Origin of the sequence: Rathayibacter sp. Leaf185 (assembly GCF_001423885.1) — a bacterium.
In the GTDB taxonomy this organism is placed as follows: Bacteria; Actinomycetota; Actinomycetes; order Actinomycetales; family Microbacteriaceae; genus Rathayibacter.
In genome coordinates this window covers 169,648-196,077 of sequence record NZ_LMPP01000002.1, presented here as the reverse complement: position 1 = coordinate 196,077, position 26,430 = coordinate 169,648, and the positions used below count along the sequence as shown (strand labels likewise).

Sequence of the window (26,430 nt, the reverse complement as noted above, 5' to 3'; positions counted from 1 at the left end):
GTCCGAGCGGTCCCCGTCGCGCCTCGACGCCCCCGGTCGTCGGCGTGCGCGCACTCCACAACGCAGTGAAAGCAGGAACCCATGTCCCACCCCCGCGCGGTGCCGCTGCGCCGTCTGGCCACCGCAGCGGTCGCCGTCCTCGTCTCGGCGTCCGCTCTGATCGGCTGCTCCGCCTCAGGCGGATCGGACGACGACACCTTCACGATCCTCCAGTACGAGGGCAAGACCTCGGCCCAGTACCTCGCCTGGCAGAAGGCGGTGGACATCTTCCAGGAGGCGCACCCCGACGTCACGATCGACTTCACCTCGACCAGCTTCGACACGATGCAGAAGAACGGGAAGCTGCTGCTGAGCGGCAACAACGTCCCCGACGTCGTCGAGGTCAACAAAGGCAACTCCGATGCGGGTCAGCTGGCCGCGCAGGGTCTCATCGACCCGCTCGACGACCAGGCCGCCGAGTACGGCTGGGATCAGGACGTGACCGGCGCCATGACCGCGCTGGCCCGCTACGACGAGGAGGGGAAGGCCGGCTCGGGCAGCTGGTACGGCGTCCCCAACATCGGCGAGTTCATCGTCTGGTACTACAACAAGGACATGTTCGCCCAGGCGGGCATCGACACCCCGCCCACGACCATGGCCGAGCTCGAGTCGATCATGCAGACGTTCAGCGACGAGGGCGTCACCCCGGTCGCCAGCGGCGCCAGCGGGTTCGGTGCGCTCTGGACGTGGTACGGCCTGGTCTCGGCGGGGGCGGACCGCACGCTCATCGACGACTTCATGTTCCTCCAGGGCGATCCCGTCCTCGACCAGGGGCCCTTCGCGGAGGGCACCGCGAGATTCGCCGACTGGATCGGCAAGGGCTACCTCGGCTCGCAGATCGCCGCGGTGACCGGCGACCAGATGAACGCCGCCTTCCTCTCCGGAGCCAGCCCGATGATCGTCGAGAACTCCGCCGCCTTCGCGAACATCACCACCCAGGCCTCGTTCGACTGGGGCACGTTCCTGCTCCCCGAGGCGGCCCTGAACCCGGGCTCGTCCGGCCACCTCTGGGCGGTCCCCGCGAAGTCCGGGAACAAGGACCTCGCCTACGACTGGATCGAGACGACCCTCAGCCCCGAGGTCCAGAACGCCATCAGCGAGAACAACGGCCTCCCCCTCGTCGGCGATCCGGCGACGATCACCGAACCGCGGGCGAAGGCGCTGAACGAGCAGTTCCAGCAGGTCCTCGCCACGGACGGCATCTCGTTCTTCCCGGACTACCCGGTCCCGGGGCTGCTCGACTTCCAGCAGAGCGGCATGCAGTCGCTGGTCAACGAGACGACGACGGCCCAGGACTTCGTCGACGGGATGCAGACCTTCTACGACGAGGGCAGGGCGCGCGTCGACGGCTGACCGCCGGAGGGGAGGGTCCGCTCGATCTCCGCGGACCCTCCCTCCCGATCCCCGTGCTCTCCCCTCGACCGTTCGATCAGAAGGATCGCCATGACCACCACGCGGCCACGCCCGCTCCCGCTCCCCGTCGTCCCGCCCGCCGATCGCGGCTCACCACGACGATCGCGCCGTCGACACGAGTCCGCCGGCTACTGGTGGTACCTGCTCCCGATCGGGATCGGATTCGCCGCGATCGTGCTGATCCCCTTCATCGCCAACGTCTACACGAGCCTCTTCCAGTGGAAGGGCGGGCTCGCGCCGATGCGGTGGTACGGCCTCGGCAACTACGTCGACCTCCTGGGTGACGAGCTGTTCTGGTCGTCGTTCCGCAACACGGTCGTGGTGATCGCGGCGCTGGTCGTCGTCCCCACCGCGATCGGCCTGGTCCTCGCCGCGTTCCTGTTCGACTACATCGGCCGCCGCTTCGGCACGCGGTCGGCGAGCTTCCTCCGCGCGACCTTCTACCTCCCCCAGATCGTTCCGATCGCCGTCGCCGGCGTCATCTGGAGCTGGGTGCTGAACGCTCGAGAGGGCGCGATCAACACCTTCCTGGGCGCCGTCGGAGTCAGTCCGGGTCCCGACTGGCTCGGCGATCCGAAGCTGGCGATGTACTCGCTCTCGCTCGTCCTGGTCTGGGGGCAGATCGGGTACCCGGTCGTCATCTTCATGTCGGCGCTGCAGCGCATCGATCCGGAGCTGCACGAGGCGGCGGAGGTCGACGGAGCGAACTGGTGGCACCGCTTCCGGGCCATCAGCGTTCCGCAGATCCGGCCCGAGGTGTTCATCGTCGTCCTGACGGCGACCGTCGGCGCCCTCAAGGTCTTCGCACCCGTGCTGATCCTGACCAACGGCGGACCCGAGAGCTCGACCTACGTCCCGTCCTACTACTCGTACCTCAACTTCTTCCAGCTCTCACGGGTCGGCTACGGCTCGGCCCTCGCGACCGTGCTGACCGTGATCATCTTCATCCTCGCCTCCGTGCTGCTCTGGTGGCAGCGGCGGAGCGTCACCCGACTGGAGGGCTGAGCGATGTCCGCTCCCACCGTTCCCCCTGTGCTCGACCCCGCCGCCCAGGAGCGCACCGGGCCCGCTGCCCTGCGTCCCGCCGGCGGTCGGGAGAAGCGCGGCCTCACCCGCTGGCTCCTGCTCGCCGCGGTGTCCCTGGTCGCACTGCTGATGTCGGCGCCGTTCCTGGTGCTCCTGCTGAACGCGTTCCGCTCGCAGGCCGACTACGCGACCAACGGCCCGTTCAGCCTCCCCGACGCCCTCACCCTGTCGGCGTTCGAGCGCTATCTCGGCGATGTGGACTACCCGCTCGCGCTGGCGAACTCCTTCGTGATCTCGCTCCTCGTCGCGATCCTCGGTGTCGCCCTCTCGCTCTTCGCGTCCTACGCCATCGGCATCGGGCGCATCCGAGGGGCCGGAGTCGTGACCGCGGTCCTGCTCTTCGCGACGATGCTGCCGCAGGAGGCGACCATCTACCCGCTCTTCTACGGGGCTCAGGCGCTCGGGCTGCGCGACACCATCTGGTCGGTCGTCCTCATCTTCTCGGTGCTGCAGGCCGCCTTCGGCACCTACCTGCTCGGCAGCGTCCTCAGCACCTTCCCACCGTCCCTCCTCGAGGCCGCCCGGCTCGACGGCGCCTCCCGGTGGCAGATCCTCTGGCGGATCGTCTTCCCCGTGCTCCGGCCCACCCTGTCGGTCCTGGTGATCTTCTTCTTCATCTGGACCTGGAACGAGTTCTACATCCCGACGGTGATGCTCACGGACGCCTCTGTGCAGACAGTGCCGATCGCGCTCTCGACGATCCGCGGCGAGCTCTCGACCGACATCACCGAGCTCAACGCGGGATCGCTGCTCTCACTCCTGCCGACGCTGATCTTCTTCCTCCTCTTCCAACGCACCCTGACCCGCGGCATCACCGCGGGCGCGGTCAAGTAATCAGACAGGACACCACCATGACTCCCGACTGGGACGCCATCCTCCACAACCGCGGCCGCGTGCGCAGCCGCTCCATCAACGCCGAGAACCCCGACGGCTCGCCCGGAGGCGCCGCCACCACGGCCTCCGACCTCGGCCCCGGCCGCAAGGGCCGAGCGTTCCTGCCGCTTCCGGCCGGTGAGCGGCTCGAACTCGCCGACATCGAGGGGCCGGGGACGATCCGGCACATCTGGATCACCGTCCCGGACACGACCGAGGGCGGGCCGTTCGTGCTCCGCGACCTCGTCCTGAGGATCTACTGGGACGACGACGAGGCACCCGCCGTCGAGAGCCCGCTCGGCGACTTCTTCTGCAACGGCTTCGCCACCCGCGCGCTCGTCACCTCGATGCCCATCGTGGTCGCACCGACCGGAGGCATGAACTCCTACTTCCCGATGCCGTTCCGCTCGCGCGCCCGCATCGTCCTCGACAGCGAGCATCCTGCCGACGTCGGGGCCGTGTTCTTCCAGATCGACTACACGATCGACGACGACGTCAGCGACGACACCGGCTACTTCCACGCGCAGTGGCGGCGCACCGACGGAACCGCTGAGCGCGCCACCGACCACGTGATCCTCGACGGGGTGGAGGGGGCGGGGGCCTACGTGGGGACCTACATCGCCCTCACCTCGCTCGAGCGCTACTGGTGGGGCGAGGGCGAGGTGAAGTTCTACCTCGACTCCGATGTCGAGCACCCCACCCAGTGCAGCACCGGCCTCGAGGACTACGCCGGCGGCGCGTGGGCGTTCCAGGACCAGCTGTCGAACGACCCGCCCGGAGTGCCCCTTCCCTTCAGCGCGCCCTACTTCGGCTACCCGCACGCGGGCTCGCAGGACACCACCCGCGCCTCCCCGTTCTCGACGTGGATGCCGCCCACCCACGGGATGTACCGGTGGCACCTGCCCGACCCCGTCCTCTTCACCGAGCGGGTGCGCGTCACGCTGCAGCAGATCGGCGCCTGGGACCACGGGCTCTTCGAGCGCAGCGACGACATCGCCACTGTCGCCTACTGGTACCAGACCGGGACGTCCACCGCGCCGCGCCTCCCCGCTGCCGCCGAGCGCCGTCCGCGGTAGACGACGCGGGCCGCCTCGCCGGGAGAAGGGGCGCGACTTCTCCCGGCAGGACCGAGCACGGGGTGGCTCGATCTCATTGCGCCGTCTGCCTGAGAGGGCTCGAAGATTCGGGTGGAAGGCTCGGAGGCCATCTCCGATCGGAGGGACATCCGATGAACCGCACCATCACCCGCGGCGGACTCGTGGCCGCGGCGCTCGCACTCGGCGGCCTGCTCGCCTCCTGCACCGCAGCACCACCACCGCCGAGCAGTCTGCTCGCAGAGGGCGACGGCGAGGTCCGCACCGTCGCGCAGGACCTCGAGGCGCCGTGGTCGGTCGCCTTCATCGACGGCACGGCCGTGATCAGCGAGCGCGACAGCGGGCGCATCCTCGAGGTCGCCGGCGACGGCGCGACGCGGGAGATCGGCACCGTGGAGGGAGTGGTCGCCGAGGGCGAGAGCGGACTCCTCGGCCTCGCCGTCGACGACCGCACCCTCTTCGCCTACTCGACCGGGCCGGACGGCAACCGCATCCAGCGCTTCGATGTCTCGGGAGATCCCGGGTCACTCGAGCTCGGCGACGCCGACACGATCCTCGACGGCATCCCCGCCGCGCGGAACCACGACGGCGGCCGCCTCGCGATCGGGCCCGACGGGATGCTCTACGCCACCGTCGGCGACGCCGGGCAGCGCGACGCCGCACAGGACCTCGACTCCCTCTCGGGCAAGATCCTCCGGATGACCCTCGACGGACAAGCGCCGGACGACAACCCGTACCCCGGATCGCTCGTCTACAGCTCGGGGCACCGCAACCCGCAGGGTCTCGCCTGGACCTCGGACGGCACCCTGTTCGCGAGCGAGTTCGGGCAGGACACCTGGGACGAGCTGAACGTCATCACTCCGGGAGCGGACTACGGCTGGCCCGTCGTCGAGGGGATCGCCTCGCGTGACGGGTTCGTCGACCCGGTGCAGCAGTGGAATCCGGATGCGGCCAGCCCGAGCGGGATGGTCGCGATCGACGATGTCCTCTACCTCGCGAACCTCCGCGGTCAGGTGCTGCGTGCGGTGCCGGCCGCGGACCCGTCGAGTCAGAGCGACTACGCGATCGGCGAGTACGGGCGCCTGCGCGATGCGGTCGCGGCTCCGGACGGCACCCTCTGGATCGTGACGAGCAACACCGACGGCCGGGGCGAGCCGGGCGGTGAGGACGACCGCGTGCTGGCGGTGGAGCCGCCGGGAGTGCAGTGACGCCTCCGCTCGCGAGAGGACCGGTTCTGCGCCGAGACACCGCCGAGAACGCGGAGTCTCGGCGAGAACTGGGTCCCTCGGCGGGGAAGAACAACGCCGGACCGTTCGACAGGTGCCTCGCGACTGCCGTCAGCGCGTTCGCGCGATACCTCGGATCAGGCGGGCGACAGCCCGTCGACCTTGCGCGACCGACGTGAATCCGGACCGGAGGCGGAGCCGGGGCGCGGTCCTCAGCCCGAGTGCGTCGCGCTCTCGAGCAGCTCGCGGAGGCCGCGGACCACGAGGTCGTGGTCGTCCATCGAGGCGAGGCCCGAGACGGTGGCGGCGGCCACGACTCCGACGCCCCGCACCCTGAGAGGGAAGGAGCCGCCGGTGAGGGCGTAGTCGGGACCGAGCCAGCCGCCCGTCGACGGGTCTCCGCCGTGCGCGGCGAAGCGCGCGGCGGCGAGGGCGCTGCTCGACTCCAGGCGCAGCACCACGGCCGACTTGCGGGCGAGCCACGACTCCTGATCGGGAGTGCTGCCGGGCAGTGCTGCGCGGAACAGGACGAGCCCGGGCCGGCGGATGTCGACGGCCACGGCGGACCCGCGGGCGAGCTCGGTGATGCGGGAGCCGAGCTCCCAGGCGGTGTCGTGGTCGAAGGAGTCGAGCACGAGCTCGCGCTCCTGCTGCTCGAGCTCGTGGATGGCGTCGGCATCGGTCACGGGGGCCTCCTGGGGGTCGGGCGGGACTGTCTCCCCTGAGGGAACCACGTCGGGGGGACGCGCGTGCTCCGGGTGGTCGGTGCGGAGAGGCAGACGCGAGGGCGGCAGACTGGGAGGCGCGGTGCGGGCAGCGCCGCGCGGACTCGAGGACGAGGGCGGACACGATGACCGACGAGACACTGCTGCACGGCGACGGGGCGCTCGAGAGGCTGGCCACGGGTGCCGTCTGGAGCGAGGGCCCGCTCTGGATCCCCGCCGAGGGGCGCCTGCGCTGGAGCGACATCCCGAACGACCGGATCCTGCAGTGGGACGACGCCACCGGGGAGACGTCGGTGCACCGCGAGGGCGTCGAGTTCACCAACGGACGCCTCCTCGACGCCGACGGGAGCGTCGTCCAGTGCTCGCACGGGCGCCGCAGGCTGGAGCGCGAGCGGACGGACGGCACTCTCGAGGAGCTCGTGTCGAGCTGGGACGGCGGACGGCTGAACTCGCCCAACGACGTCGCACTCGCGCCCGACGGCTCCTACTGGTTCACGGATCCGGACTACGGCATCAGCCAGCCGCGCGAAGGGCATCCGGGCGAGCTCGAGTACGGGGCCCGCTGGGTCTTCCGCTGGTCCGCCGAGGACGGCCTCTCGCCCGTCATCACCGACATCGAGCAGCCGAACGGCATCGCCTTCTCGCCCGACGGCGGGACCGTCTACGTGACCGACACCGCGCGCGCCATGGACGACGGCCCCGGCCACTGGATCCGCGCCTACGAGGTCGTGGAGCGCGGAGCCACCGCGCGCGGCGGCCGGCTCTTCGCCGAGATCGAGCACGGCGTCCCCGATGGCATCACGGTCGACGAGGCCGGGCGCCTCTGGTCGTCGGCCGGGGACGGCGTGCACGTCTTCTCCCCCGCCGGAGCCGAGATCCTGTTCGCGCCCGTGCCCGAGGTCGTGGCCAATGTCTGCTTCGGCGGTCCGGACGGGACCGACCTGTTCATCGCCGCGACCACGAGCCTGTACCGCCTGCGGACCCGGACGCGGGCGGCCGGAGCGTAGCGCGGCTCCTTCGCTGGGGGCCGAGAGCTCGACCTCGCCGGGGGAACCAGTTCTCGCCGAGGTGCCGCGTTCGGCGCGGTGTCTGGGCGAGAACAGGTTCCCTCGGCGCTACGGTCTCAGGATGAGCGAGACGTTCCTCGAGATCCACGTGCCCCTGACCCGCGACCCCGGAGCGCCGGAGCAGGCCGACGACGACGAGTACCTGTTCCCGTGGATCGACGAGATCGAGACTCTGCTCTCCGACCTCGAGGGGCCCGTCGAGGAGTACGACAGCGGCGAGGAGTGGGCGAACGCCGACGGCGAGCCCGAGTACCTCTTCTTCGTCACGGGCGGCACCGAGTCGGAGCTCGCGGCGGTCGCGCGCTCCGTCGCGCTGCTGCCGAACGTCCCGACCGGGGTCTACGCGACGATGAACGACTCCGCCGGCGAGATGGGCGAGGGCACGCCGGTCGACATCGGGCTCTAGGGCCTCATCGGCCTGGAGGGCCTCAGGAGGCGCCGGGCGCCAGCAGGCCGCTCTCGTACGCCAGGATCACCAGCTGCGCGCGATCGTGCGCTCCGAGCTTGGTCATCGTGCGGTTCACGTGCGTCTTCGCGGTGTGCGGTGAGATGAACAGCTCCTGCGCGATCTCCTGGTTCGAGCGGCCGCGCGCCACGAGCAGCAGCACTTCGCGCTCGCGCTCGGTCAGGTGCTCGAACTCGGGCGGCACGATCATCGTCGTCGCCGGCGCGAGGACGTAGCGGGTGATCAGGCTGCGGGTCGCCGCGGGCGAGAGCAGGCTGTCGCCCGCGTGGACGGCGCGGACGGCCGCGGCGATCTCCTCGGGCTCGGCGCCTTTGCCGAGGAAGCCGCTGGCGCCGGAGCGGAGGGCCGACACGAGGTACTCGTCCTCCTCGAAGGTCGTCAGGATCAGGACCCGCGTGCCGACGAGCGCGGGGTCGGCGCAGATCTCGGCCGTGGCGCCGATGCCGTCGAGCTCGGGCATGCGGATGTCCATCAGCACGACATCGGGACGGAGGCTTCGCGCCAGCTCCACGGCGACACGCCCGTTCCTGGCCTCGCCGACCACCTCGATGTCGGAGGTGCCTCCGAGGATGTCCGACACGGCCTGGCGGATGAGCGCCTGGTCGTCGACGACGAGAACGGTGGTCATGCGTGGTCCGTTCCGGCGTCGTTCGTGCGGGGTTCGTTCGTGCGGGAGGAGGGAGACGAGGGATGAGGATGCACGGGTGGGTCGGGAACGCGATCCGCGAGTGGCTGCGGGAGCGGCAGCGCCGCCGCGAGGCGGTATCCGCCGGGCGCCGGGCCGGTCGTGACCGAGCCTCTGACGGAGGCGACCCGCTCGCGCAGTCCCAGCAGACCGTGACCGGCTCCCCGGGGCGCGGGTGGCGCCTCCGCCGGGACCGGGTTCGTCACGACGATCTCGACCCGCTCGTCGGAGACGTCGAGGAGGACGTGCGCTCGGCGCTCGGCGCCGTGCTTGTGAGCGTTGGTGAGCGCCTCCTGCACCACGCGGTAGGCGACGAGATCGACCGCGCCGGTGACCGCTCCGGTGTCGCCGTCGGTGCGGAGGGTGATCTGCAGGCCGTCGGCCTCGAAGCGGCCGACCAGCTCGTCGAGGCGCTCCAGGCCGGGCTGCGGGCCGGCCGACTCGGCGAGCCGCTCGTCGCTGCGCAGCACCTCCAGCAGGTCGCCGATCTCGCCGAGCACCGAGCGCGCGGCGGTGCGGATCGTGCCGAGCGCCTCCCTCGCCCTGTCGGGCCGGGTCTCGAGAGCCGAGGAGGCGACTCCGGCGTTGAGGCTGATCACCGAGATCTGGTGGGCGACGGCGTCGTGCAGGTCGCGGGCGATACGGAGGCGCTCCTCCGTCACTCGCCGGCGCGCCTCGGACTCGCGGGTCTGCTCGGCCCGCTCGGCCCGCTCGGTGACGGCCACGATGTACTCGCGGCGCGAACGGGTCGCGTCGCCCGCGGCACCCGCGAAGGCGATGATCACTGCGAACTGGATGACGCGGGCGTCGAGGGCGCCGACCGTCGCCGCCAGGAGGCTGAGCAGGAGGATCGAGGCGGCCGTCGCGACCATCACGATCACGCTCAGCCGCCGCGGGCGCCGGTTCGCGACCGCGAACATCGCGACGGCCGCCGCGATGACGATGCCGGGCGAGAGGGTTCCGGTGAGGGCCGCCGCTCCGTAGAGCGCGACCGTGCCGCCGAGCACGGCGACCGGCCAGCGCCTCCGCAGCGGGAGGAGCAGGATCGGCGTGAGCGTCAGCCCGAGCGCGAGACCGCTCGTCGCCCGGTACTCGCGGCCCGGGAACGGCGCCAGGGCCAGCACAGCGATCACGACCGCCGCGATCAGGTCGCCGACCCAGCCCGGGGGTCTGCGGTGCCCGGGGACGTGCCCGGGCTCGATCGTGGCCATGCCTCATTGTCGCGGGCGCCATCAGCGGCGCGAGTCCCCCGGACGCGGCGCGGCGACTACCACGACCGCGGTACACGGACGACGCGGGTGGGGGACGCGCCCGGGCAGCGGGTGATCGAGCCTGGTGGAGGCGCACCGGACGGCCCGGACCGCGCCGCGAGGGAGACCCATGAGCACGCCCATCATCTCTGTGAGAGATGTCCACCGGTCCTACGGGAAGGGCCAGAACCGCTTCGACGCGCTCAAGGGCGTGAGCTTCGACATCCGCGAGGGCGAGAGCGTCGCGATCGTCGGCAAGAGCGGGTCGGGCAAGTCGACGCTGATGCACGTGCTGGCGCTGCTCGACGCGCCGACGTCGGGAGTGGTCGAGCTCGAGGGCGTCGACACGAGCACTCTCAAGGGGCGCCGACTCAACACCACGCGCAACCGCACCTTCGGCTTCGTGTTCCAGCAGTTCTTCCTGACGGCGAACGCCTCGGTGCTCGACAACGTCGTGCTGCCGATGAAGATCGCCGGAGTCGGCCGGGCCGAGCGCAAGCGCCGCGGCCTCGCCGCGCTCGAGCAGCTCGAGCTCGACGGCAAGGCGAGGAGCAAGGCGGTGGACCTCTCGGGCGGGCAGAAGCAGCGGACCGTGATCGCGCGGGCGCTGGTCAACAACCCGCGGATCATCTTCGCCGATGAGCCCACGGGCAACCTCGACACGGCGACCGGAGGCGTGGTGGAGGACATCCTGTTCGCGCTGAACCGCGAGAACGGCATCACGCTGATCGTGGTGACCCACGACGAGGAGCTGGCGGCCCGCTGCGACCGGCGCATCCTCATCCGCGACGGCGTGCTCGTCGAGGACTCGGCGGCGGTGGCCGCATGAGGACCGTCGACCTGATCGGGACCGCGATCTCGAACACCTTCCGCTCGAAGACCCGCACGCTGCTGACGATCCTCGCGATCTTCGTCGGCGCCTTCACCCTCACCCTCACCAACGGCCTCGGCACGGGCATCAACGCCTACATCGACGACACGGTCAGCGGCGTCGGCGCCTCCGACGTGATGACCGTCACGAAGACCTCCGACGAGGCGGCCGGGCTCGACTCCGGCCCCACCGAGTACGACCCCGACTCGATCGCGAGCGGCGGAGTCGGCGCGCCGGGACAGACCGTCGTGGCCCTCACCCCGGGCGACCTCGACACGCTCGCCGGCATCGACGGCGTGCTCGACGTGAACGCCGTGAAGTCGATCTCGGCCGACTACGTCGCGCAGGGCGACGGCACGAAGTACGTCGCGAGCGTCGGCAGCCTCGTCGAGGGGCAGACCATCCAGCTGACGGCGGGCGAGGACCCCGACGACAGCTCCTCCGAGCTGCAGGTCGTGCTGCCGACGTCGTTCGTCGAGCCGCTCGGCTTCGCCGACGATGCGGCCGCGGTCGGGCAGACGCTCTCGATCGGCATCACGGACGCCCAGCGGACGCAGCACGTGATCGAGGCGACGGTCGTCGGCGTCGCAGAGGCGAGCGTCGCCTCGCCCGCCGGGGCGAGCATCGTCCCGAACGACGCCCTCACCGACGAGCTCTTCACCACGCAGAACATCGGAGTGCCGGCCGATCAGGTCGACCGCTACGCGCAGGCCAGCGTGCGGTTCGCCTCCGATGCGACCGACGAGCAGGTCACCGCGCTGAAGGACCGCCTCTCCGACGCCGGCTACACCGGCAGCACGGTCGCCGACCAGCTCGGCACGATCAAGACGGTCGTCGACGGCATCGTGCTCGTGCTCAACGCCTTCGCGATCATCGCCCTGCTCGCGGCGAGCTTCGGCATCGTCAACACGCTGCTGATGAGCGTGCAGGAGCGCACCCGCGAGATCGGCCTGATGAAGGCGATGGGCATGGGCAGCGGACGGGTGTTCACCCTGTTCAGCATCGAGGCGGCCTTCATCGGCTTCCTCGGCAGCGCGATCGGCGCCCTGCTCGCCGTCGCGGCGGGCACGGCGATCAGCGGGGTGCTCTCGGGCTCGCTGCTGGCGGATCTTCCGGGGCTGAACCTGATCGCGTTCGACCCGGTGTCGATCCTGCTGGTGGTGCTCGTGGTGATGCTGATCGCGTTCCTCGCCGGGACGCTGCCGGCGGCCCGCGCGGCGCGCGCCGACCCGGTCACGTCGCTCCGGTACGAGTGACGCGGGGGAACCGGTTCTCGCCGAGGTGCCGCGTTCTACGCGGTGTCCCGCGCAGAACCGGTTCCCTCGGCGACAGAGGCGGAGGCGACGGAGGCGGCCTCCCGGGTCGCCCACCAGCTCGCGAGCAGCGACAGCGCGTCGGCGCTCGGCGAGCCGGGCTCGGCGCTGTAGATCAGGAAGTTCAGCCCCGGGTCGTTCATCGGCTCGAGCGCCTCGTAGACCAGGTGGAGATCGCCGACGACGGGGTGATGGAAGAACTTGCTCCCGCTCGCGTGGTGCCGCACGTCGTGAGCGCCCCAGCGGCGCCGGAACTCGTCGCTCCGGGTCGAGAGCTCGCCGATCAGCGTCTGCAGGGCGACATCGCCGGGATCCCGACCCGCCTCGGTGCGGAGGATCCCGACGCTGATGTCGGCCGCCGCCTCCCAGTCGGAATGGAAGCGCTCGGAGAGCTCGCGCTGCAGGAACGTGAAGCGGGCGAGATTGACCGGGCGCTCCGGGCGCTCGTAGAGATCGCCGTAGAGCGCGCGGAACAGGGCGTTCTCGGCCAGGACGTCGAGGCGCCCGTTGCGCATGAAGGCCGGCCCCGCCGTGATCGAGTCGAGCGCGAGCTGCAGCCCCGGGCGCACGTCGACCGGCCGGCGGGCTCGGCGGCGCACCGGGGAGCCTCCCGCGGCCCTGGCGAGATCGAGCAGATGCGCGCGCTCGGCCTCGTCGAGCCGCAGTGCCCGCGCGAGGGCGTCGAGAACCCCCTCGGAGGCGCCGCGCAGGTCTCCGCGCTCGAGCCGCGAGTAGTACTCGATGCTCACCCCGGCGAGCTGGGCCACCTCGCTGCGGCGGAGGCCGGGAACGCGGCGAGCGCCGCCTCCGAGGGGCAGATCGACCTGCTCGGGGGTGAGCCGGGCGCGGCGGGAGACCAGGAAATCGCGGGCCTCGGGGTCGTTGACGCTCATGGGTCTCACGCTACGACGCCCCCGCGGCGCGAAGGGTTCCTTGCCAGGACACGTCTGGACAGTGACTCCCCCGCACCCCCGGGGACGGCTTCCCTGGTCGTGCGGCACCGTCCGCTCACGAGAGGATCCCCATGCCCGACCTCACCCCCGGCCCTCCCCGCGCCACGATCGGCGAGGCCGCGCCGCAGGTCGTCGACCTGACCGAGAAGGTCCTCGACGTCCGGGAGCGCCCGGAGCCCGCCCCGCGCGACCGCAGCCTCGTCACGATCGCCTCCCTCGTCACCGGTGGGAGTGTCGTGCAGCTCGAATCGCACGTCAGGATGGGACGTGTGAACGGACTGATCGAGGAGGAGACCGTGGAGATCGTCACCCGCCTCGCCTTCCGCGCCGGCCGGCCGAAGGCCCTGTCGGCCATCGACGTGGCGCAGCGCGTGTTCGCGGAGGACACCGCCGCGTGACGACCCGCACCTCGGCCCGCACCTCGCCCGACATGCCGCCCGGCCTCACGCTCCTCTTCGCGATCGCCGGCGGCGCAGCCGTCGGCAACCTCTACTGGGCCCAGCCCCTGCTCGGCGTCATCGCCGGCTCCTTCGGCGTGACGACGAGCGCGGCGGGACTGCTGGTCACCGTCACACAGGTCGGCTACGCCCTCGGCGTCTTCTTCCTCGTTCCGCTCGGCGACACGCTGAACCGCCGGCGGATGATCCCCGCGCTGATGGTCCTGGCGGCGGTGTTCCTCGCCGCGACGGCCCTCGCGCCGGCGTTCCCCGTGCTGCTCACGACCCTCGCGATGATCGGCGTGACGACCGTCGCCGGGCAGCTGCTCACTCCGCTCGCCGGCGACCTCGCGAGTGACGAGCAGCGCGGCCGCGTGCTCGGCACGGTCGCCTCCGGCCTCATGCTGGGGCTTCTGATCTCGCGGGCGATCAGCGGGATCGTCGCCGACCTGCTCGGCTGGCGCGCCGTCTTCGCGGGAGCCGCGGTGCTGATGCTCGTGCTTGCTCTCGTCATGGCGCGGCGCCTGCCGAGCCTGCCCCCGCGGGAGCGCGTGCGCTACTCGACGCTGCTCGGCTCGGTGCTGCGGACCGTCGCCGGAAGCCGCGCGGTGCGGGTGACGGTGCTGCTCGGCGGCTCGGCGATGTGCGCGTTCACCCTGTTCTGGACGGGTCTGACCTTCCTCCTCAGCAGCGCCCCCTACTCCTACTCGGCGACGGCGATCGGGCTGGTGAGCCTGGTCGGCATCGCCGGTGCGATCTCGGCGCAGCGGGTCGGGCGCCTGTTCGACCGGGGGCTCTCGCTGCCGGCGCTCGGAATCGGCCTGGCGGTGGCACTGCTCGGACTCGTGATCGCCGGCATCGGTGCCGCGTCGATCGTGGTCGTGCTGGTGGCGGTCGGCGTCTTCTCGATCGGGCTGCAGGCCGTGCAGGTGCTCGCGCAGACGCGGATGCTGTCGATCGATCCTGCGGCGCGCAGCCGCCTCAACACGGTCTACATCGTGGGCAACTTCGCCGGCGGCGCGCTCGGGTCGGCGCTCGCGGGCGTGCTCTGGCAGTCGGGCGGCTGGACGGCGCTGCTCGTCGTGGCCGCGAGCGTGCTGGGCTTCGCGCTCACGGTCTGGGCGGTGCAGCGGACGCGGGCTCTCGCGGGCTGAGCCCCGCCCGGATCAGGCGCTCGCCGATCGTCGCGAGGGCGGCGCGCAGGTCCTCGCCCTCGAGCACGTCGAAGTCGATGCCCGCCGTGCCGATGTAGAGCGCGAACTGCTCCGGGGACGCGGCCCCCGCCTCCAGCTCGCACGAGCCCTCGTCGACCGCCGTCACCCGCGCCACCGCGGGCCCGAACAGCGCCGAGACCCGGGCGGCCGGCGCGTGCATCCGGACCCGGTAGCGGTGCGGATAGGGCGCGACCGAGATGCTGCGCGACGCGAAGTCGCGGACGGCCTCGTCGGGGACGGCCTGCGGGGTGAACGGCTCGGCGAGCGGGAGGCGCGGCACGAGCCGGTCGAGACGCAGCGTGCGCCAGGCGTCGCGGTCGGCGTCGCGCGCGACCACGTACCAGCGCGAGCCCGTGTGCACGATGCGGTGCGGCTGGATCGTGCGGCGCACCTCCTCGCCGTCATGCCGGGTGTAGTCGATCCGGAGGCTGCGCGCATCACGGATCGCGCGGGCGATCGTCACCACGGTGTCGAGGTCGACCGGCTCGACCGAGCCGCCCAGGGTCAGCACGGCGCGCTCCACCGCGGTGATCCGCTCGCGGGTCCCGGCCGACAGCGACTGCTCGAGCTTGACCAGGGCGCGCGCGGCGGCGTCCTCGATGCCGGTGACCGTGGTGCTCGCCGCGGCCCGCAGCCCGACCGCGATCGCGACCGCCTCCTCCGTCGACAGCACCAGCGGAGGGACGGACGCGCCGATCCCGAGGCGGTACCCGCCGCCGACACCCGGCACCGAGTCGATGCCGTAGCCGAGGCCGCGCAGATCGTCGACGTCGCGGCGGAGGGTGCGTGCGCTCACACCGAGCCGTCCGCACAGCTCGGCACCGCTCCAGTCGCGGCGCGTCTGCAGCAGGCCGAGCAGCTCCAGGGTGCGTCCGGTGGTGCGCGACATGATCCATCATGACATCGCGGCCGTATTGTGACCGCAATGGCGCACAGGGTGGAGACATGAGCGAAGCAGCGAGCATCCACCCCTTCCGCGTCGACATCGCGGCGAGCGCCGTCGACGACCTGCGCGCGCGACTGCGCAGCACGCGCCTCCCCGAGCCCCTGCCCGGTGACGACTGGGCCACCGGAGTGCCGACCGGCTACCTCCGCGGGCTCGTGGACGCCTGGGCCGACTTCGACTGGCCCGGCTACCAGGAGCAGCTGAACGAGGCGCCGCAGTTCACCACCGTCATCGACGGGCAGACGATCCATTTCGTGCACGTGCGGTCGGAGGCGCCCGGCGCCGTCCCGCTGCTGCTCACGCACGGCTGGCCCGGCTCCTACCTCGAGCTGCTCGGGCTGATCGAGCCGCTGACCGGGGCCGGATTCGATGTGGTGATCCCCTCCCTCCCCGGCTTCGGATTCTCGTCGCCGCTCACTTCCGGAGGCTGGACGACGCGGCGGATCGCCGAGACCTGGGCGGAGCTGATGACCAGGCTCGGCTACGACCGGTTCGCCGTGCAGGGCGGTGACCTCGGGGCCGGAGTCGCGCCCGAGGTCGCGCGGGTCGCACCCGACCGCGTGATCGGCGTGCACGTGAACGGGACCCTCGGCTTCACGCCCGAGGTCGACGACGAGACCGCCGCCTCGCTCACTCCGCTCGAGCAGGACCGGCTGCGGAGGATCGGCGAGTTCATGCGGAACGAGTTCGGCTACATCGCGATCCAGTCGACCCGGCCGGGGCTCGTCGGCGAGCTGCTCAGCGATTCCCCCGCCGCGCAGCTCGCGTGGCAGATCGACAAGTTCCGAGCGTGGACTCATCCGCTCGAGGCCGCCGCGGAGGACGTCGTCGGGCTGGAGTTCCTGCTCGCGAACGCGTCGCTGTACTGGTTCACCGCGACCGCGGGCTCGGCCGCCTACGTCGGCTACGCACAGGAGGCGGAGTGGGGCGCGGTTCCCGAGGATTCGGGCGTGCCGACGGCGGTGATCTGCTTCGCGCACGACATCGGCATCCGCCGCTTCGTCGAGGATGCGCACACGATCGTGCGGTGGACCGACGTGCCCGAGCGCGGCGGCCATTTCGCGGCGCTCGAGGAGCCGGAGCTCCTGGTGGCCGACATCCGCGAGTTCGTGGACGGCCTGCGGGGCTGACGGAGCCGATCGATCCGTTCGAGGCCGCCGTGCCGGCCGAGAGCCGGCTGTCGCCCCGCCCGACGGGCTGAAAGGACTGGCAGCAACCCCTCCCGTGGCGCCTGTCGGAGAGGAGCATGCTCGGATCACGCGACGTGCCGAGGTGGCCGCCGGCAGAGTCGAGGAGTACTGATGGACGACAGGATCGTGATCGGAGCGGCGACCACACGGGAAGGACGTCAGGCCGTGGAGTGGGCGCGGAGCCGAGCGGGTCGCCTGGGTCTCGACGCCTCCGCGCTGCAGATCGTCGAGAGCACCGCCACGAAGCCCGCCGACACCGTCCACCGGCTCGTCGAGGAGTCCCGGACCGCGCGGATGATCGTGGTGGGAGCGCATTCCCGTGAGGACGCGTCGCACGAGTTCCGCCACTCTCCCGCCTTCGCGGTCGCGCCCCGCGCGCACTGTCCGGTCGCGATCGTCCCCCTGGTCGTGCCCGGCACGCGCTCCGGAGTCGTCGTCGGTGTCGGCGACGCCGATCGCGAGGCCGTGCTGTTCGCCGCGTCGGAGGCGGACGCGCTCGGCGAGGAACTCGTGATCGTCCACGCGGTGTCGCCGGTCAACATGTGGGATCCGGCGCTGATGTCGGCCGAGACGCACGCCGAGCGCGTCGCCTCCGCGGGCCGCAGCCTCGTCGAGAGCGCGACAGCGGCGGCCCGGCTGGCGCATCCCGCGCTCACCGTGCGGAGCGTGGTCACCGAGGGCTTCCCGGCCGCGGTTCTGGATCGGGCGGCCCGGCACGCGAGTCTCCTGGTGATCGGCGGTGGCCGGCACGGCCGTGCTGCCGTCGCGCACGAGCTCCTGACCGCGCCTCCGTGCCCGGCCGTCGTGCTGCCGGTGGGCAAGGAGCCCGGATCTCGCCGAGACGCCGCCTAGCAGGGCCGGTCAGCCGCGCGCCGTCCTCAGCTCCGCGACGACAGCAGCGTCCGCAGCGGCGGCGCGATCGACTCGCGGCGCAGCAGCGACGTGGCCAGCAGGAGCAGCAGCAGCACGGAGCCGCGGACCAGACCCTGCCAGTAGAACGAGACGCCGAGCAGCACGAGTCCGTTGTTGATCAGGCCGAAGATCAGCACGCCGATCGCGGTGCCCAGCACGTTCGGCCGCCCGTGCGCGGAGAGGGTCGCTCCGATGAACACCGCCCCGATCGCGTCGAGCACGTAGAGCTGGCCGCTCGCCGGCGAGAAGCCGTAGCTGCGCGAGGCGAGCACGATCCCGGCCAGCGCACCGATCAGCGCCGCGACGATGAAGGCGGAGGCGAGCGAGATCCCCACGCGCCGCCCGGCGATCCGCGTCGCTCCCGGCTGCTCCCCCGCGGCGGTCAGCACGCGGCCCCAGCGGGTGTGGTCGAGCAGCAGCCAGACCACGACGGCGACGGCGACGGCCAGCAGCACCGGCGTTCCGATGCCCAGAACGGTCGCGTTGCCCCAGGCGGCGAACGCGTCGGGCGTCTCCTGGCGGCGCAGGTAGATCGGCGCGCCGCCGCCGGTGAGCAGCTGCTGCGCGCTGGTGCCGATGAACCAGACCGAGAGAGTGGCGAGGAACGCGCGGATGCGGAAGACGATCACCAGCACCGCGTTCACGACGCCCGCGAGCATCCCGAAGCCGAGCCCGAGCAGGACCGCGAACCAGGTGACGTAGCCGTCGGCGATCAGCGCCGTCGCGGCCAGCGCGGCCAGGTCGATCGCGATGCCGATCGAGAGGTCGATGCCGCCCGCGCGGACCACGAGGGTCATCGCGCAGGCCGCCATCAGCAGGAGGGCGCCGGCGCTCGCCACGTTGAGCAGGTTGGTCGGCGCGAAGTAGCCGGGGACGCCGGCGCCGAAGACGGCGAGGAGGACCACGACGGTCGCGGGGGCGAGCAGGCGGACGGCGAGGGCGCGGCGCGACTCTCCGACGGGCAGGACGGCGAGCGCGGTCACGAGCGGACCCCTCTCTCTCGCAGTGCCGCGAGGCCGAGGACGAGCAGGATGAGAAGCCCCTTGATCGCGCCGACCCACTGGCTGTCGACTCCGATCAGGGTGAAGCCGTTGCCGAGCGCGGCGACGAAGACCGCGGCGAGCAGCGTGCCTCCGATGGTCACCACGAAGCGGCGCGAGAACACGACCGAGAGGTAGGCGGTGACGATGATGTCGAGCAGGATCTGGTTGCCGATCCCGGGTACCGCGGCGGCGAGGCGGGCGGCGAGCAGCAGGCCCGCGATCCCCGCCAGCAGCCCCGACAGCAGATAGCTGGTGAAGACGTAGCGCCAGACGGGCACGCCCGCGACGCTCGCCGCCGTCGGGTTCTGCCCGACCGCGTAGCTGCGGGTCCCCCACGGCGTCCGCCCGACGGCGAGCGCGGTCACCACGGTGACCACCGCGAGCACCACGACCGGCGCGGGAACGCCGAGCACCGCACCGCCCCGCAGCCAGTCGAACAGCGGATCGGCGACCGGCACCTTCACATTGTCGGTGGCGAGGAAGACCACGGAGCCGACGATGCCGGACACGGCGAGCGTGGCCAGCAGCGGGCGGAGCCCGAGGGTGACGGCGGTGCCGCTGATCGCTCCGAAGCCCACCGAGACCAGCAGGGCGAGCAGCACGGCCGGGATCGCTCCGAGACCGGCGGTCAGCGCGACGGCCGCGACGACCCCCGAGAGGCCGACGATCGGGCCGGAGGCGAGGTCGATGCCTCCGCGGACCACGTCGTCGCCGCCCGTGATCACCACGATCGCCAGGCCGAAGCCCGCGATCGCGGGCACGACCGCCTGGATCAGGATCGTCGAGACGTTGCCGCCCGTCGCGAAGACCGGCGAGGCCACGCTGAACAGCACGATCTCGACGAGGACGACGAGGTAGCCGATCAGGGCGAGCGCTCCGATGCCGCGGCGACGTGCGCGCGGCGCGGCATCAGCCTCCGTCTGCGGGGGCGTGGCGGTGAGGGTCATGATGCGGCCTCCAGTGATCCCGGCAGAAGAGCGCCGGAGGCGATCGCGAGCACCCGGTCGATGCTGAGCTCGGCGCGCGGCAGCTCGGCGCGCACCTCGCCGCGGTGCAGCACCACGACGCGGTCGGCGAGGCCCACGAGCTCCTCGAGGTCGAGCGAGACGAGCAGGATGCCGGCGCCCTCGTCGACGAGGCGGTTGACCAGGGCGTAGATCGCGGCGCGGCTACCGACGTCGACACCGGCGGTGGGCTGATCGAGCACGAACACCCGCGACTCGGCGGCGAGCCACTTGCCGATGGCGACCTTCTGCTGGTTGCCGCCCGAGAGCGTGCCGACAACGGCCTCCGGGTTCGCGGGCCGCACGTCCAGCGCGGCGATCTGCTCGACGGCCAGAGCCCGGTCGCGTCGACGGCTGGGCAGGACGCCCCACCGGCTGATCCGCGAGAGGGAGGCGATCGAGAGGTTCTCCCTGATCGTGTGCGCCACCAGCACGCCGTCGCGGCGCCGGTCGCTGGGCACGTAGCCGCCACCCGCGGCGACGAAGGCGCGAGCAGTCGCGGTCGCGGAGCCGGCCACGCGCACGCGGCCCCCGCGGCGGGTCAGGCCGACCACGGCATCCGCCAGCACGTCGACACCGGAGCCGACCAGGCCGGTCACGCCGACGATCTCGCCGGGCCGCACGACCAGGTCGAGCGCGGCGAGCGCACCGGGCACGGTGAGCGCCTCGAGCTCGAGCAGGGGGGCGACATCGGAGGCGACCACCCGGTCGGAGCGGATCGCGAACTCCTCGACATCGCGGCCGAGCATCAGCTCGACGATCCGGGCGCCCTGCTCGGCGTCGCCGTCGATCAGGTCGATGCTGCCCACAGTGGCTCCGTTGCGCAGCACGACCACACGACTCGCGATGCGCTGCACCTCCTGCAGGTAGTGCGAGATGTAGATCACCGAGACGCCGCGCGCCTGGAGCCTGCGGATCGACGCGAACAGCGCCTCCACCTCCGCGGCGGCCAGCGGCGCGGTCGGCTCGTCGAGCACGAGGATGCGCGGCTCGACGAGCAGCGCCCGCGCGATCTGCAGCTGCTGCTGCTCGGCGACGGTGAGGTCGTCGACCAGGGTGTCGCCGCGGACCGAGAGCCCGACGAGCTCGCCGAGCACCGCCTCCGCCGACGTGCCTCTGCGGCGCAGCCCCTCGTGACCGAGGTAGAGCTGCTCGGCGACGGTGAGCCGGCCGGCGAGGTGGCGATCCTGGTGCACGACCCGGATCCCGGCCCGCTCGGCGTCGCGCGGCGCCGTGATCGCGACCGGCGCTCCGTCGATCGCGATCGATCCGGCGTCGGCCGAGTACAGACCCGTGAGGATCTTGATCAGCGTCGACTTGCCGGCGCCGTTCTCACCCACGAGCGCGACGACCTCGCCGCGGCCGAGGGTGAGCCCGACGCCGCGCAGCACCGGCACTCCGGCGAAGGACTTGGTGACGCCCTCCATCACGAGGGCCGGCGCCGCGCTACTCACTGAGACCGAGCTCCGCGGTCTTCTCGGCGATGTTCGCCTTGTCGATCAGCACCGGAGCGAAGTAGGTCGTCGGGGTGACCGAGTCGGCCTCCCCACCGAGGAACTTGGCGACGTTGTCGGCCGAGCCGGCGCCGATGGCGACGTTCTGCTGCGCGACGGTCGCGGTGTAGGAGGAGGCGGGGTCGGCGATCAGATCGAGCGCACCCTGGTCGGCGTCGACTCCGTAGATCTTGATCTCGTCACGGCCCGCCGCGTCGACGGCCTGGGCCGCGCCGATCTGCGGGGTGTCCCAGCACGACCAGATCGCCGCGATCTCGCCCTTCGGGTAGCGCGAGAGGGCGTCGCCGATCTGCTGCTTCGCGTCCTCGATCGTGCCCTCGTACTTGTCCTGCAGCTCGGGCTGGATGATCTGGATGTCCGGGTAGTCCTCGAGCACGAGCTTGAGCTCGTTGTAGCGGATGCGGCACGGAGCGACGCCGGGGAAGCCGTTGAAGACCAGGATCTGGCCGGAGCCGCCGATGTCCTCGGCGATGGTGCGGGCGAGGGTCGAGCCGATCTGCCAGTTGTCGCTGGTGACGTTGTTCTCGGAGTACTCGGACACGTTGTCGATGGTGAACAGCGGGATGCCCGCGTCGTGCACCTCCTTCAGCGCCGGCGCGAGAGTCGTCGCGTCGCCGAGGATCACGATGATCGCGTCGGGCTTCTGCGAGACGAGGTTCTCGATGTCCGAGACGTGCTTGTCGTCCTTCGCCTCGGCCTGCGTGGCGACGACGGTGCCGCCGAGCTCCTTCACGCGGTCCTGCACCGACTGGTACACGATGCGGGAGAAGTCGTGGACGATGTCCTTCGCCGCGATGCCGACCGTCTTGCCCTCGAGGCTCGGGATGTCGGCGAGGGAGGTCGTCGACGCCGCGGCGTTCGCCGAGGACTCGGAGGAGCTGCTTGAGGACTCCTCCTTCAGGGAGCAGCCGGTGAGGACCAGCGTCGCGGCGGCGAGGAGCGCCACCGCGGAGGTGAGGGTGCGGAATCGCATGAGTGCCTGCTTCGGGGAGTCGGGGATGCTGTGACGGCGCCGTCGATCCGGAGGACTCTGTCGCCGCGTCACATCGTGGCTGTGGACCTCGACCGAGTCCTACCCACCCGGTCATCGAGCGCAACGGAGCGTCACGCGACGCAACACGGCGGCGGGGCGCGGCGGTTCTGCTAGGGCGGGACGCTTCGTTACGCCGGGTTGCACCGCGATCCGACGGCCGTCCGCCCGCTCGCCTAACGTCCGATCCGGAGCACTCGCGAACCGAACGGATACACACATGGCGTCCCGCATCGTCCTCAACGCCTTCGACATGACCTGTGTCGGACATCAGGCACCCGGCCTCTGGCGGCACCCCGACTCGCAGGCCGACCGCTACAACGACCTCGAGTACTGGGTCGACCTGGCGAAGACGCTCGAGCGCGGCACCTTCGACGCCCTGTTCCTCGCCGACGTGCTCGGCGTGTACGACGTGTACCGCGGCTCCGTCGGCCCCGCGCTGATCGACTCGGCGCAGGTGCCGGTCAACGACCCGCTGCTGCAGATCCCGGCGATGGCCGCGGCCACGAAGAACCTCGGCTTCGGCGTCACGATCTCGCCCACCTACGAGCAGCCCTACTCCCTCGCGCGCCGGCTCTCGACCCTCGACCACCTCACCAAGGGCCGCATCGGCTGGAACGTGGTCACCTCCTACCTCGAGTCCGCCGCGCAGAACCTCGGACTCGAGCGGCAGATCCCGCACGACGAGCGCTACGAGATCGCGGAGGAGTTCCTCGACGTCGCCTACAAGCTCTGGGAGGGCTCGTGGGAGGAGGGCGCCGTGCTGCGCGATCGCGAGCGCGGTGTGTTCACCGACCCGCGCAAGGTGCACCCGATCGGGCACGTCGGCACGCACTACCGCGTGCCGGGCATCCACCTCTCGGAGCCGTCGCCGCAGCGCACGCCCGTGATCTTCCAGGCCGGCGCCTCGCCGCGCGGCATCGACTTCTCGGCGAAGCACGGCGAGGCCGTCTTCATCAACGCCCTCCAGCCCGAGCTGACCCGGCGCACCACCGATGCGATCCGCGACCGCGCCGAGGCGCACGGACGGAAGCGCACGGATCCGAAGATCCTCATCCTCGCGACGGTGATCGTGGCCGAGACCGACGCCGAGGCGCAGGCCAAGTACGCCGACTACAAGACCTACTCGTCCCGCGAGGGAGCCATGGCGTTCTACGGCGGCTGGTCGGGCCTGGACCTCTCGCAGTTCCCCGCTGACGAGCCGCTCAGCTACGTCGACACGGATGCGGTGCGCAGCGCCCTCTCGATCTTCACCAAGGCCGACCCCGACCGCGCCTGGACCCCGAACGACATCGCGGAGTACCTCGGCATCGGCGGGATCGGCCCGGTGATCGTCGGCTCGCCGAGCACCGTCGCCGACGAGCTCGAGCGCTGGGTCGACGTCGCCGGCATCGACGGCTTCAACCTCGCCTACGTGGTCACCCCCGGCACCTTCGAGGACTTCGTCGACCTCGCTGTGCCGGAGCTGCGCCGTCGCGGCCGGGTCTGGGACGAGTACGAGGGCTCGACCCTGCGCGAGTACCTCAGCGGCCCCGGCCAGGTCCGCGTGCCGGAGTCGCACCCCGCCGCCGCCTACCGCGGCGCCTACGCCGGCGGCCCCAGCGCGGCCGACGGCCTGCCCGACAGCGTCCTCCGCCTCCTCCCCGATCTCGAACCGGAGCCCGCACGATGACCGAGCCGCGTTCCCACTGGAACCACACCGCCACCCCCGCCGAGCACGAGCACTGGGACGCGATCGCGTACCGGGTCGCCGAGACCCTGGCCGAGGACGTCCTCGCCCGCGACCGCGGCAACCTCGACCCGACCGCCGAGCTCGAGCCGCTGCGCTCCTCCGGCCTGGTGAATCTGCTCGACCCGGCCGAGTTCGGCGGCGGCGGCGCGGTCTGGAGCACGGCGTTCCGGGTGATCCGCATCCTCGCCTCCGCGGACGCGTCGCTCGCGCAGATCCTGCTGTACCACTACGTCAACTCGTCGAACATCGCATTCTCGGCCCAGCCCTCCGAGCGCGAGCGCTTCTTCCGCGCGACGATCGAGGGCCAGTGGCTCTGGGGCGACTCGGTGAACCCGGTCGATCCGGATCTGGAGCTGACTCCGCGGGGCGACGGCTTCGAGCTGAACGGCCTCAAGCGCTTCTCGACCGGTGTCTCCTCGGGCGACGCGGTGCTGGTGAACGCGGTGATCGCCTCCGGAGACCGCGCCGGCGAGACGCTGACCTTCGTGATCCCGCGCGACCGCGAGGGGATCGAGCCGCTCGGCGACTGGGACTACCTGGGGCAGCGGCAGAGCGCCTCCGGATCGGTGCGCTTCACGGGAGTGCGCGTCGACGCGTCGGAGGTGCTCGGCGCGCTGGTCGACGAGCCGTTCGCGACACTCGTCACGCCGTCGATCCAGCTCGGCTTCGGCAACCTCTACCTCGGCATCGCGCAGGGCGCTCTCGCCAAGGGGCGCGGGCTGACGCTGGCGCGCAAGAACTCGTGGTTCCTCTCGGGCGTCGAGACGTACGCGCAGGATCCTTTCGTGCGCCGGCTCTACGGCGAGCTGGTCGCTCAGACCGCGGCCGCGGAGGCGCTGGCCGACCGCGCGGGCGCGCTGCACGACGCCGAGATCGCCCGCGGCTGGGACGTCACGGCCGAGTCGCGCGCCGCCCAGGCGATCGAGATCGCGAAGGTGAAGATCGTGACGGATGCGCTCGCTCTCGACGTGACGACGCGCATCTACGAGGCGACCGGCTCCTCCTCCGCGAAGAGCTCGGTGGGCCTGGACCTGTACTGGCGCAACGTGCGCACCCACTCGCTGCACGACCCCGTGGACTACAAGAAGCTCGAGGTCGGCGCGAACTACCTGACCGGCGACGTGCAGCCGCTGTCGCTGTACACGTGAGCGCCAGGGAGGCGCGGGCCGCGTTCCGGCCGGTCTTCGACGAGATCGCCGCGGGTGCCGTCCGGCGCGAGCTCGACCGGGAGCTGCCGTTCGAGCCGATCGCCCGACTGCGGGAGGCGCGCTTCGGCGGCCTCCGGGTGCCTGCGCAGTTCGGCGGCTGGGGGCTCACCCTGCGCGAGACCGCGTCGCTCCTGATCGAGCTGGCGACAGCGGACTCGAACGTCGCTCAGGCGCTGCGCGGTCACTTCGCCTTCGTCGAGGACCAGCTGTCCTTCCCTCCGTCGACCGTGCGCGACGGCTGGCTGCGCCGGCTGGCCGCGGGCGAGCTCGTCGGCAACGCCTGGAGCGAGATCGGCACGGCTGCGGTCGGCGTCACGCAGACCGCGCTCACCAGGAGGGGCGGCGAGCTGCTCGTCAACGGCACGAAGTACTACTCCACCGGCACGATCTTCGCCGACTGGACCGACGTCACGGTGCGCCGCGAAGACGGCACCGACACCGCTGTCGTGATCCGGGTCGACCAGCCCGGGGTCGTCGCGACGGACGACTGGTCGGGCTTCGGCCAGCGGCTCTCGGGCAGCGGCACGACCGTCTTCACCGACGCGCGCGTCGAGCCGGAGCACGTCTTCGACTCGATCCTGCGGGCACCGCACCAGACTCCGTTCTTCCAGCTCGAGCTGCTCGCCGTGCTGGCGGGCATCGCCGCCGCGGTCGAGCGGGATGCGGTCGCCGCGGTGCGCACCCGCTCGCGCGTGTACAGCCACGGCCTGGCCGACCACGGTCGCGACGACGCGCAGATCCAGGAGGTCGTCGGCGAGGTCTCGGCGATCGCCTTCGGGGCGCGGGCCGCGGTGCTGATCGCGGCGGAGGCGGTGGGCGATGCGGCGGCGGATCCCGCACTCGTGCCCGCGGCCGGCGCCGAGGTGTACCGGGCGCAGGTGCTGCTCACCGAGTCGGTGCCGCGGGCCGCGACCCTCCTCTTCGACGCGCTCGGATCCTCCGGAGTCGCCGCGGGCGCCGCGCTCGACCGGCACTGGCGCAACGCGCGCACCGTCGGCGCGCACAACCCGGTGATCTACAAGCAGCGGATCGTGGGCGACTGGGCGCTGAACGGCACGCCGCCGCCGCTCGCCTGGTCGATCGGCGTCGGGCGGCCGCCGGGCTGACGGCCCTCCGCCGAGGCGGGAGTGGGATCCGGG

General features: G+C 71.7%; 25 protein-coding genes. 16 read left to right on the top strand and 9 right to left on the bottom strand.

What is annotated here, in order from left to right:
* The first annotated feature begins 81 nt into the window (after window positions 1-81).
* The 5 genes from ASG06_RS08225 (at window position 82) to ASG06_RS08205 (ending at window position 5,713) form a co-directional block, all read left to right on the top strand.
* A complete protein-coding gene (locus ASG06_RS08225) occupies window positions 82-1,392 on the top strand; it encodes an ABC transporter substrate-binding protein (protein WP_056040938.1) in 1,311 nt (436 codons plus the stop codon).
* 90 nt (window positions 1,393-1,482) lie between these two features.
* Entirely contained in the window at window positions 1,483-2,457 is a 975-nt protein-coding gene (locus tag ASG06_RS08220) for a carbohydrate ABC transporter permease (protein ID WP_197409395.1), read from the top strand.
* A 3-nt stretch (window positions 2,458-2,460) separates the two neighbouring features.
* Window positions 2,461-3,372, top strand: coding sequence for a carbohydrate ABC transporter permease (locus ASG06_RS08215; RefSeq protein WP_082499066.1), 912 nt, complete (start codon window positions 2,461-2,463; stop codon window positions 3,370-3,372).
* Window positions 3,373-3,389: 17 nt separating this feature from the next.
* The gene (locus ASG06_RS08210) at window positions 3,390-4,487 is read left to right on the top strand and encodes a glycoside hydrolase family 172 protein (RefSeq protein WP_056040935.1); all 1,098 of its coding nucleotides are present in this window, start codon (window positions 3,390-3,392) and stop codon (window positions 4,485-4,487) included.
* A gap of 152 nt (window positions 4,488-4,639) precedes the next feature.
* A complete protein-coding gene (locus ASG06_RS08205; protein WP_056040932.1) occupies window positions 4,640-5,713 on the top strand; it encodes a PQQ-dependent sugar dehydrogenase in 1,074 nt (357 codons plus the stop codon).
* A gap of 230 nt (window positions 5,714-5,943) precedes the next feature.
* Here the strand turns inward: ASG06_RS08205 and ASG06_RS08200 are convergent, their stop codons facing one another.
* Window positions 5,944-6,417 (bottom strand): heme-degrading domain-containing protein, encoded by a 474-nt coding sequence (locus tag ASG06_RS08200; RefSeq protein ID WP_056040931.1) that lies wholly within the window; start codon window positions 6,415-6,417, stop codon window positions 5,944-5,946.
* A gap of 164 nt (window positions 6,418-6,581) precedes the next feature.
* Between ASG06_RS08200 and ASG06_RS08195 the strand changes: the two genes are divergently transcribed.
* Both ASG06_RS08195 and ASG06_RS08190 read left to right on the top strand, forming a co-directional pair.
* A complete protein-coding gene (locus ASG06_RS08195; RefSeq protein ID WP_056040929.1) occupies window positions 6,582-7,463 on the top strand; it encodes an SMP-30/gluconolactonase/LRE family protein in 882 nt (293 codons plus the stop codon).
* 121 nt (window positions 7,464-7,584) lie between these two features.
* Window positions 7,585-7,929 (top strand): hypothetical protein, encoded by a 345-nt coding sequence (locus ASG06_RS08190; RefSeq protein WP_056040927.1) that lies wholly within the window; start codon window positions 7,585-7,587, stop codon window positions 7,927-7,929.
* 22 nt (window positions 7,930-7,951) lie between these two features.
* On the opposite strand, the gene ASG06_RS08185 is transcribed toward ASG06_RS08190, so the two are convergent.
* Window positions 7,952-8,617 (bottom strand): response regulator transcription factor, encoded by a 666-nt coding sequence (locus ASG06_RS08185; protein ID WP_056040925.1) that lies wholly within the window; start codon window positions 8,615-8,617, stop codon window positions 7,952-7,954.
* Window positions 8,614-9,885 (bottom strand): sensor histidine kinase, encoded by a 1,272-nt coding sequence (locus ASG06_RS08180; protein ID WP_082499065.1) that lies wholly within the window; start codon window positions 9,883-9,885, stop codon window positions 8,614-8,616. The genes ASG06_RS08185 and ASG06_RS08180 overlap by 4 nt, the downstream gene beginning before the upstream one ends.
* A 169-nt stretch (window positions 9,886-10,054) precedes the next feature.
* Between ASG06_RS08180 and ASG06_RS08175 the strand changes: the two genes are divergently transcribed.
* A complete protein-coding gene (locus tag ASG06_RS08175; protein WP_056040922.1) occupies window positions 10,055-10,753 on the top strand; it encodes an ABC transporter ATP-binding protein in 699 nt (232 codons plus the stop codon).
* Window positions 10,750-12,051 (top strand): ABC transporter permease, encoded by a 1,302-nt coding sequence (locus tag ASG06_RS08170; protein ID WP_056040919.1) that lies wholly within the window; start codon window positions 10,750-10,752, stop codon window positions 12,049-12,051. The genes ASG06_RS08175 and ASG06_RS08170 overlap by 4 nt, the downstream gene beginning before the upstream one ends.
* Window positions 12,052-12,086: 35 nt before the next feature.
* Here ASG06_RS08170 and ASG06_RS08165 read toward each other — a convergent pair whose 3' ends face one another.
* Window positions 12,087-13,001, bottom strand: a complete 915-nt coding sequence (locus ASG06_RS08165; protein ID WP_056040917.1) for a helix-turn-helix transcriptional regulator — start codon at window positions 12,999-13,001, stop codon at window positions 12,087-12,089.
* 131 nt (window positions 13,002-13,132) lie between these two features.
* Here ASG06_RS08165 and ASG06_RS08160 point away from each other — a divergent pair, with 131 nt between their 5' ends.
* Entirely contained in the window at window positions 13,133-13,459 is a 327-nt protein-coding gene (locus ASG06_RS08160) for a carboxymuconolactone decarboxylase family protein (RefSeq protein WP_056040916.1), read from the top strand.
* Window positions 13,456-14,652, top strand: a complete 1,197-nt coding sequence (locus ASG06_RS08155) for an MFS transporter (RefSeq protein ID WP_231727661.1) — start codon at window positions 13,456-13,458, stop codon at window positions 14,650-14,652. Before ASG06_RS08160 ends, ASG06_RS08155 begins: the two co-directional genes overlap by 4 nt.
* Here ASG06_RS08155 and ASG06_RS08150 read toward each other — a convergent pair.
* Entirely contained in the window at window positions 14,609-15,601 is a 993-nt protein-coding gene (locus ASG06_RS08150; protein ID WP_056040914.1) for a helix-turn-helix transcriptional regulator, read from the bottom strand. The genes ASG06_RS08155 and ASG06_RS08150 overlap by 44 nt on opposite strands.
* A 56-nt stretch (window positions 15,602-15,657) precedes the next feature.
* Here ASG06_RS08150 and ASG06_RS08145 point away from each other — a divergent pair, with 56 nt between their 5' ends.
* Window positions 15,658-16,788 (top strand): epoxide hydrolase family protein, encoded by a 1,131-nt coding sequence (locus ASG06_RS08145; protein ID WP_056040913.1) that lies wholly within the window; start codon window positions 15,658-15,660, stop codon window positions 16,786-16,788.
* A gap of 171 nt (window positions 16,789-16,959) precedes the next feature.
* The gene (locus ASG06_RS08140) at window positions 16,960-17,700 is read left to right on the top strand and encodes a universal stress protein (protein WP_056040912.1); all 741 of its coding nucleotides are present in this window, start codon (window positions 16,960-16,962) and stop codon (window positions 17,698-17,700) included.
* Between the two features lie 26 nt (window positions 17,701-17,726).
* Here ASG06_RS08140 and ASG06_RS08135 read toward each other — a convergent pair whose 3' ends face one another.
* The 4 genes from ASG06_RS08135 to ASG06_RS08120 are packed head-to-tail and all read right to left on the bottom strand — an operon-like array spanning window position 17,727 to window position 22,294.
* Window positions 17,727-18,743, bottom strand: a complete 1,017-nt coding sequence (locus tag ASG06_RS08135) for an ABC transporter permease (RefSeq protein WP_056040910.1) — start codon at window positions 18,741-18,743, stop codon at window positions 17,727-17,729.
* Window positions 18,740-19,750 (bottom strand): ABC transporter permease, encoded by a 1,011-nt coding sequence (locus tag ASG06_RS08130; protein WP_056040908.1) that lies wholly within the window; start codon window positions 19,748-19,750, stop codon window positions 18,740-18,742. The genes ASG06_RS08135 and ASG06_RS08130 overlap by 4 nt, the downstream gene beginning before the upstream one ends.
* The gene (locus tag ASG06_RS08125) at window positions 19,747-21,261 is read right to left on the bottom strand and encodes a sugar ABC transporter ATP-binding protein (RefSeq protein ID WP_156465930.1); all 1,515 of its coding nucleotides are present in this window, start codon (window positions 21,259-21,261) and stop codon (window positions 19,747-19,749) included. Before ASG06_RS08125 ends, ASG06_RS08130 begins: the two co-directional genes overlap by 4 nt.
* Window positions 21,254-22,294, bottom strand: a complete 1,041-nt coding sequence (locus ASG06_RS08120; protein WP_056040905.1) for a sugar ABC transporter substrate-binding protein — start codon at window positions 22,292-22,294, stop codon at window positions 21,254-21,256. The genes ASG06_RS08125 and ASG06_RS08120 overlap by 8 nt, the downstream gene beginning before the upstream one ends.
* Window positions 22,295-22,571: 277 nt before the next feature.
* Here ASG06_RS08120 and ASG06_RS08115 point away from each other — a divergent pair, with 277 nt between their 5' ends.
* From ASG06_RS08115 to ASG06_RS08105, 3 genes are read left to right on the top strand one after another with little or no spacing between them, the layout of a single operon-like run.
* Window positions 22,572-24,023, top strand: coding sequence for an LLM class flavin-dependent oxidoreductase (locus tag ASG06_RS08115; RefSeq protein WP_056040903.1), 1,452 nt, complete (start codon window positions 22,572-22,574; stop codon window positions 24,021-24,023).
* Complete coding sequence (locus ASG06_RS08110; RefSeq protein ID WP_056040888.1) at window positions 24,020-25,231, top strand: acyl-CoA dehydrogenase; 1,212 nt, start codon at window positions 24,020-24,022, stop codon at window positions 25,229-25,231. Before ASG06_RS08115 ends, ASG06_RS08110 begins: the two co-directional genes overlap by 4 nt.
* On the top strand, window positions 25,228-26,397 hold the full coding sequence (locus ASG06_RS08105; protein WP_056040886.1) for an acyl-CoA dehydrogenase family protein: 1,170 nt from the start codon (window positions 25,228-25,230) through the stop codon (window positions 26,395-26,397). Before ASG06_RS08110 ends, ASG06_RS08105 begins: the two co-directional genes overlap by 4 nt.
* Window positions 26,398-26,430 lie beyond the last annotated feature (33 nt).

Excerpts from the sequence above, each read along its gene's own strand:
- ASG06_RS08185 (WP_056040925.1), bottom strand. The coding sequence starts at position 8,617 with ATGACCACCGTTCTCGTCGTCGACGACCAGGCGCTCATCCGCCAGGCC.
- ASG06_RS08120 (WP_056040905.1), bottom strand. The coding sequence starts at position 22,294 with ATGCGATTCCGCACCCTCACCTCCGCGGTGGCGCTCCTCGCCGCCGCG.
- ASG06_RS08140 (WP_056040912.1), top strand. The coding sequence starts at position 16,960 with ATGGACGACAGGATCGTGATCGGAGCGGCGACCACACGGGAAGGACGT.
- ASG06_RS08205 (WP_056040932.1), top strand. The coding sequence starts at position 4,640 with ATGAACCGCACCATCACCCGCGGCGGACTCGTGGCCGCGGCGCTCGCA.
- ASG06_RS08225 (WP_056040938.1), top strand. The coding sequence starts at position 82 with ATGTCCCACCCCCGCGCGGTGCCGCTGCGCCGTCTGGCCACCGCAGCG.
- ASG06_RS08195 (WP_056040929.1), top strand. The coding sequence starts at position 6,582 with ATGACCGACGAGACACTGCTGCACGGCGACGGGGCGCTCGAGAGGCTG.
- ASG06_RS08160 (WP_056040916.1), top strand. The coding sequence starts at position 13,133 with ATGCCCGACCTCACCCCCGGCCCTCCCCGCGCCACGATCGGCGAGGCC.
- ASG06_RS08150 (WP_056040914.1), bottom strand. The coding sequence starts at position 15,601 with ATGTCGCGCACCACCGGACGCACCCTGGAGCTGCTCGGCCTGCTGCAG.
- ASG06_RS08110 (WP_056040888.1), top strand. The coding sequence starts at position 24,020 with ATGACCGAGCCGCGTTCCCACTGGAACCACACCGCCACCCCCGCCGAG.
- ASG06_RS08165 (WP_056040917.1), bottom strand. The coding sequence starts at position 13,001 with ATGAGCGTCAACGACCCCGAGGCCCGCGATTTCCTGGTCTCCCGCCGC.
- ASG06_RS08130 (WP_056040908.1), bottom strand. The coding sequence starts at position 19,750 with ATGACCCTCACCGCCACGCCCCCGCAGACGGAGGCTGATGCCGCGCCG.
- ASG06_RS08215 (WP_082499066.1), top strand. The coding sequence starts at position 2,461 with ATGTCCGCTCCCACCGTTCCCCCTGTGCTCGACCCCGCCGCCCAGGAG.
- ASG06_RS08170 (WP_056040919.1), top strand. The coding sequence starts at position 10,750 with ATGAGGACCGTCGACCTGATCGGGACCGCGATCTCGAACACCTTCCGC.
- ASG06_RS08220 (WP_197409395.1), top strand. The coding sequence starts at position 1,483 with ATGACCACCACGCGGCCACGCCCGCTCCCGCTCCCCGTCGTCCCGCCC.
- ASG06_RS08145 (WP_056040913.1), top strand. The coding sequence starts at position 15,658 with ATGAGCGAAGCAGCGAGCATCCACCCCTTCCGCGTCGACATCGCGGCG.
- ASG06_RS08210 (WP_056040935.1), top strand. The coding sequence starts at position 3,390 with ATGACTCCCGACTGGGACGCCATCCTCCACAACCGCGGCCGCGTGCGC.
- ASG06_RS08180 (WP_082499065.1), bottom strand. The coding sequence starts at position 9,885 with ATGGCCACGATCGAGCCCGGGCACGTCCCCGGGCACCGCAGACCCCCG.
- ASG06_RS08115 (WP_056040903.1), top strand. The coding sequence starts at position 22,572 with ATGGCGTCCCGCATCGTCCTCAACGCCTTCGACATGACCTGTGTCGGA.
- ASG06_RS08175 (WP_056040922.1), top strand. The coding sequence starts at position 10,055 with ATGAGCACGCCCATCATCTCTGTGAGAGATGTCCACCGGTCCTACGGG.
- ASG06_RS08190 (WP_056040927.1), top strand. The coding sequence starts at position 7,585 with ATGAGCGAGACGTTCCTCGAGATCCACGTGCCCCTGACCCGCGACCCC.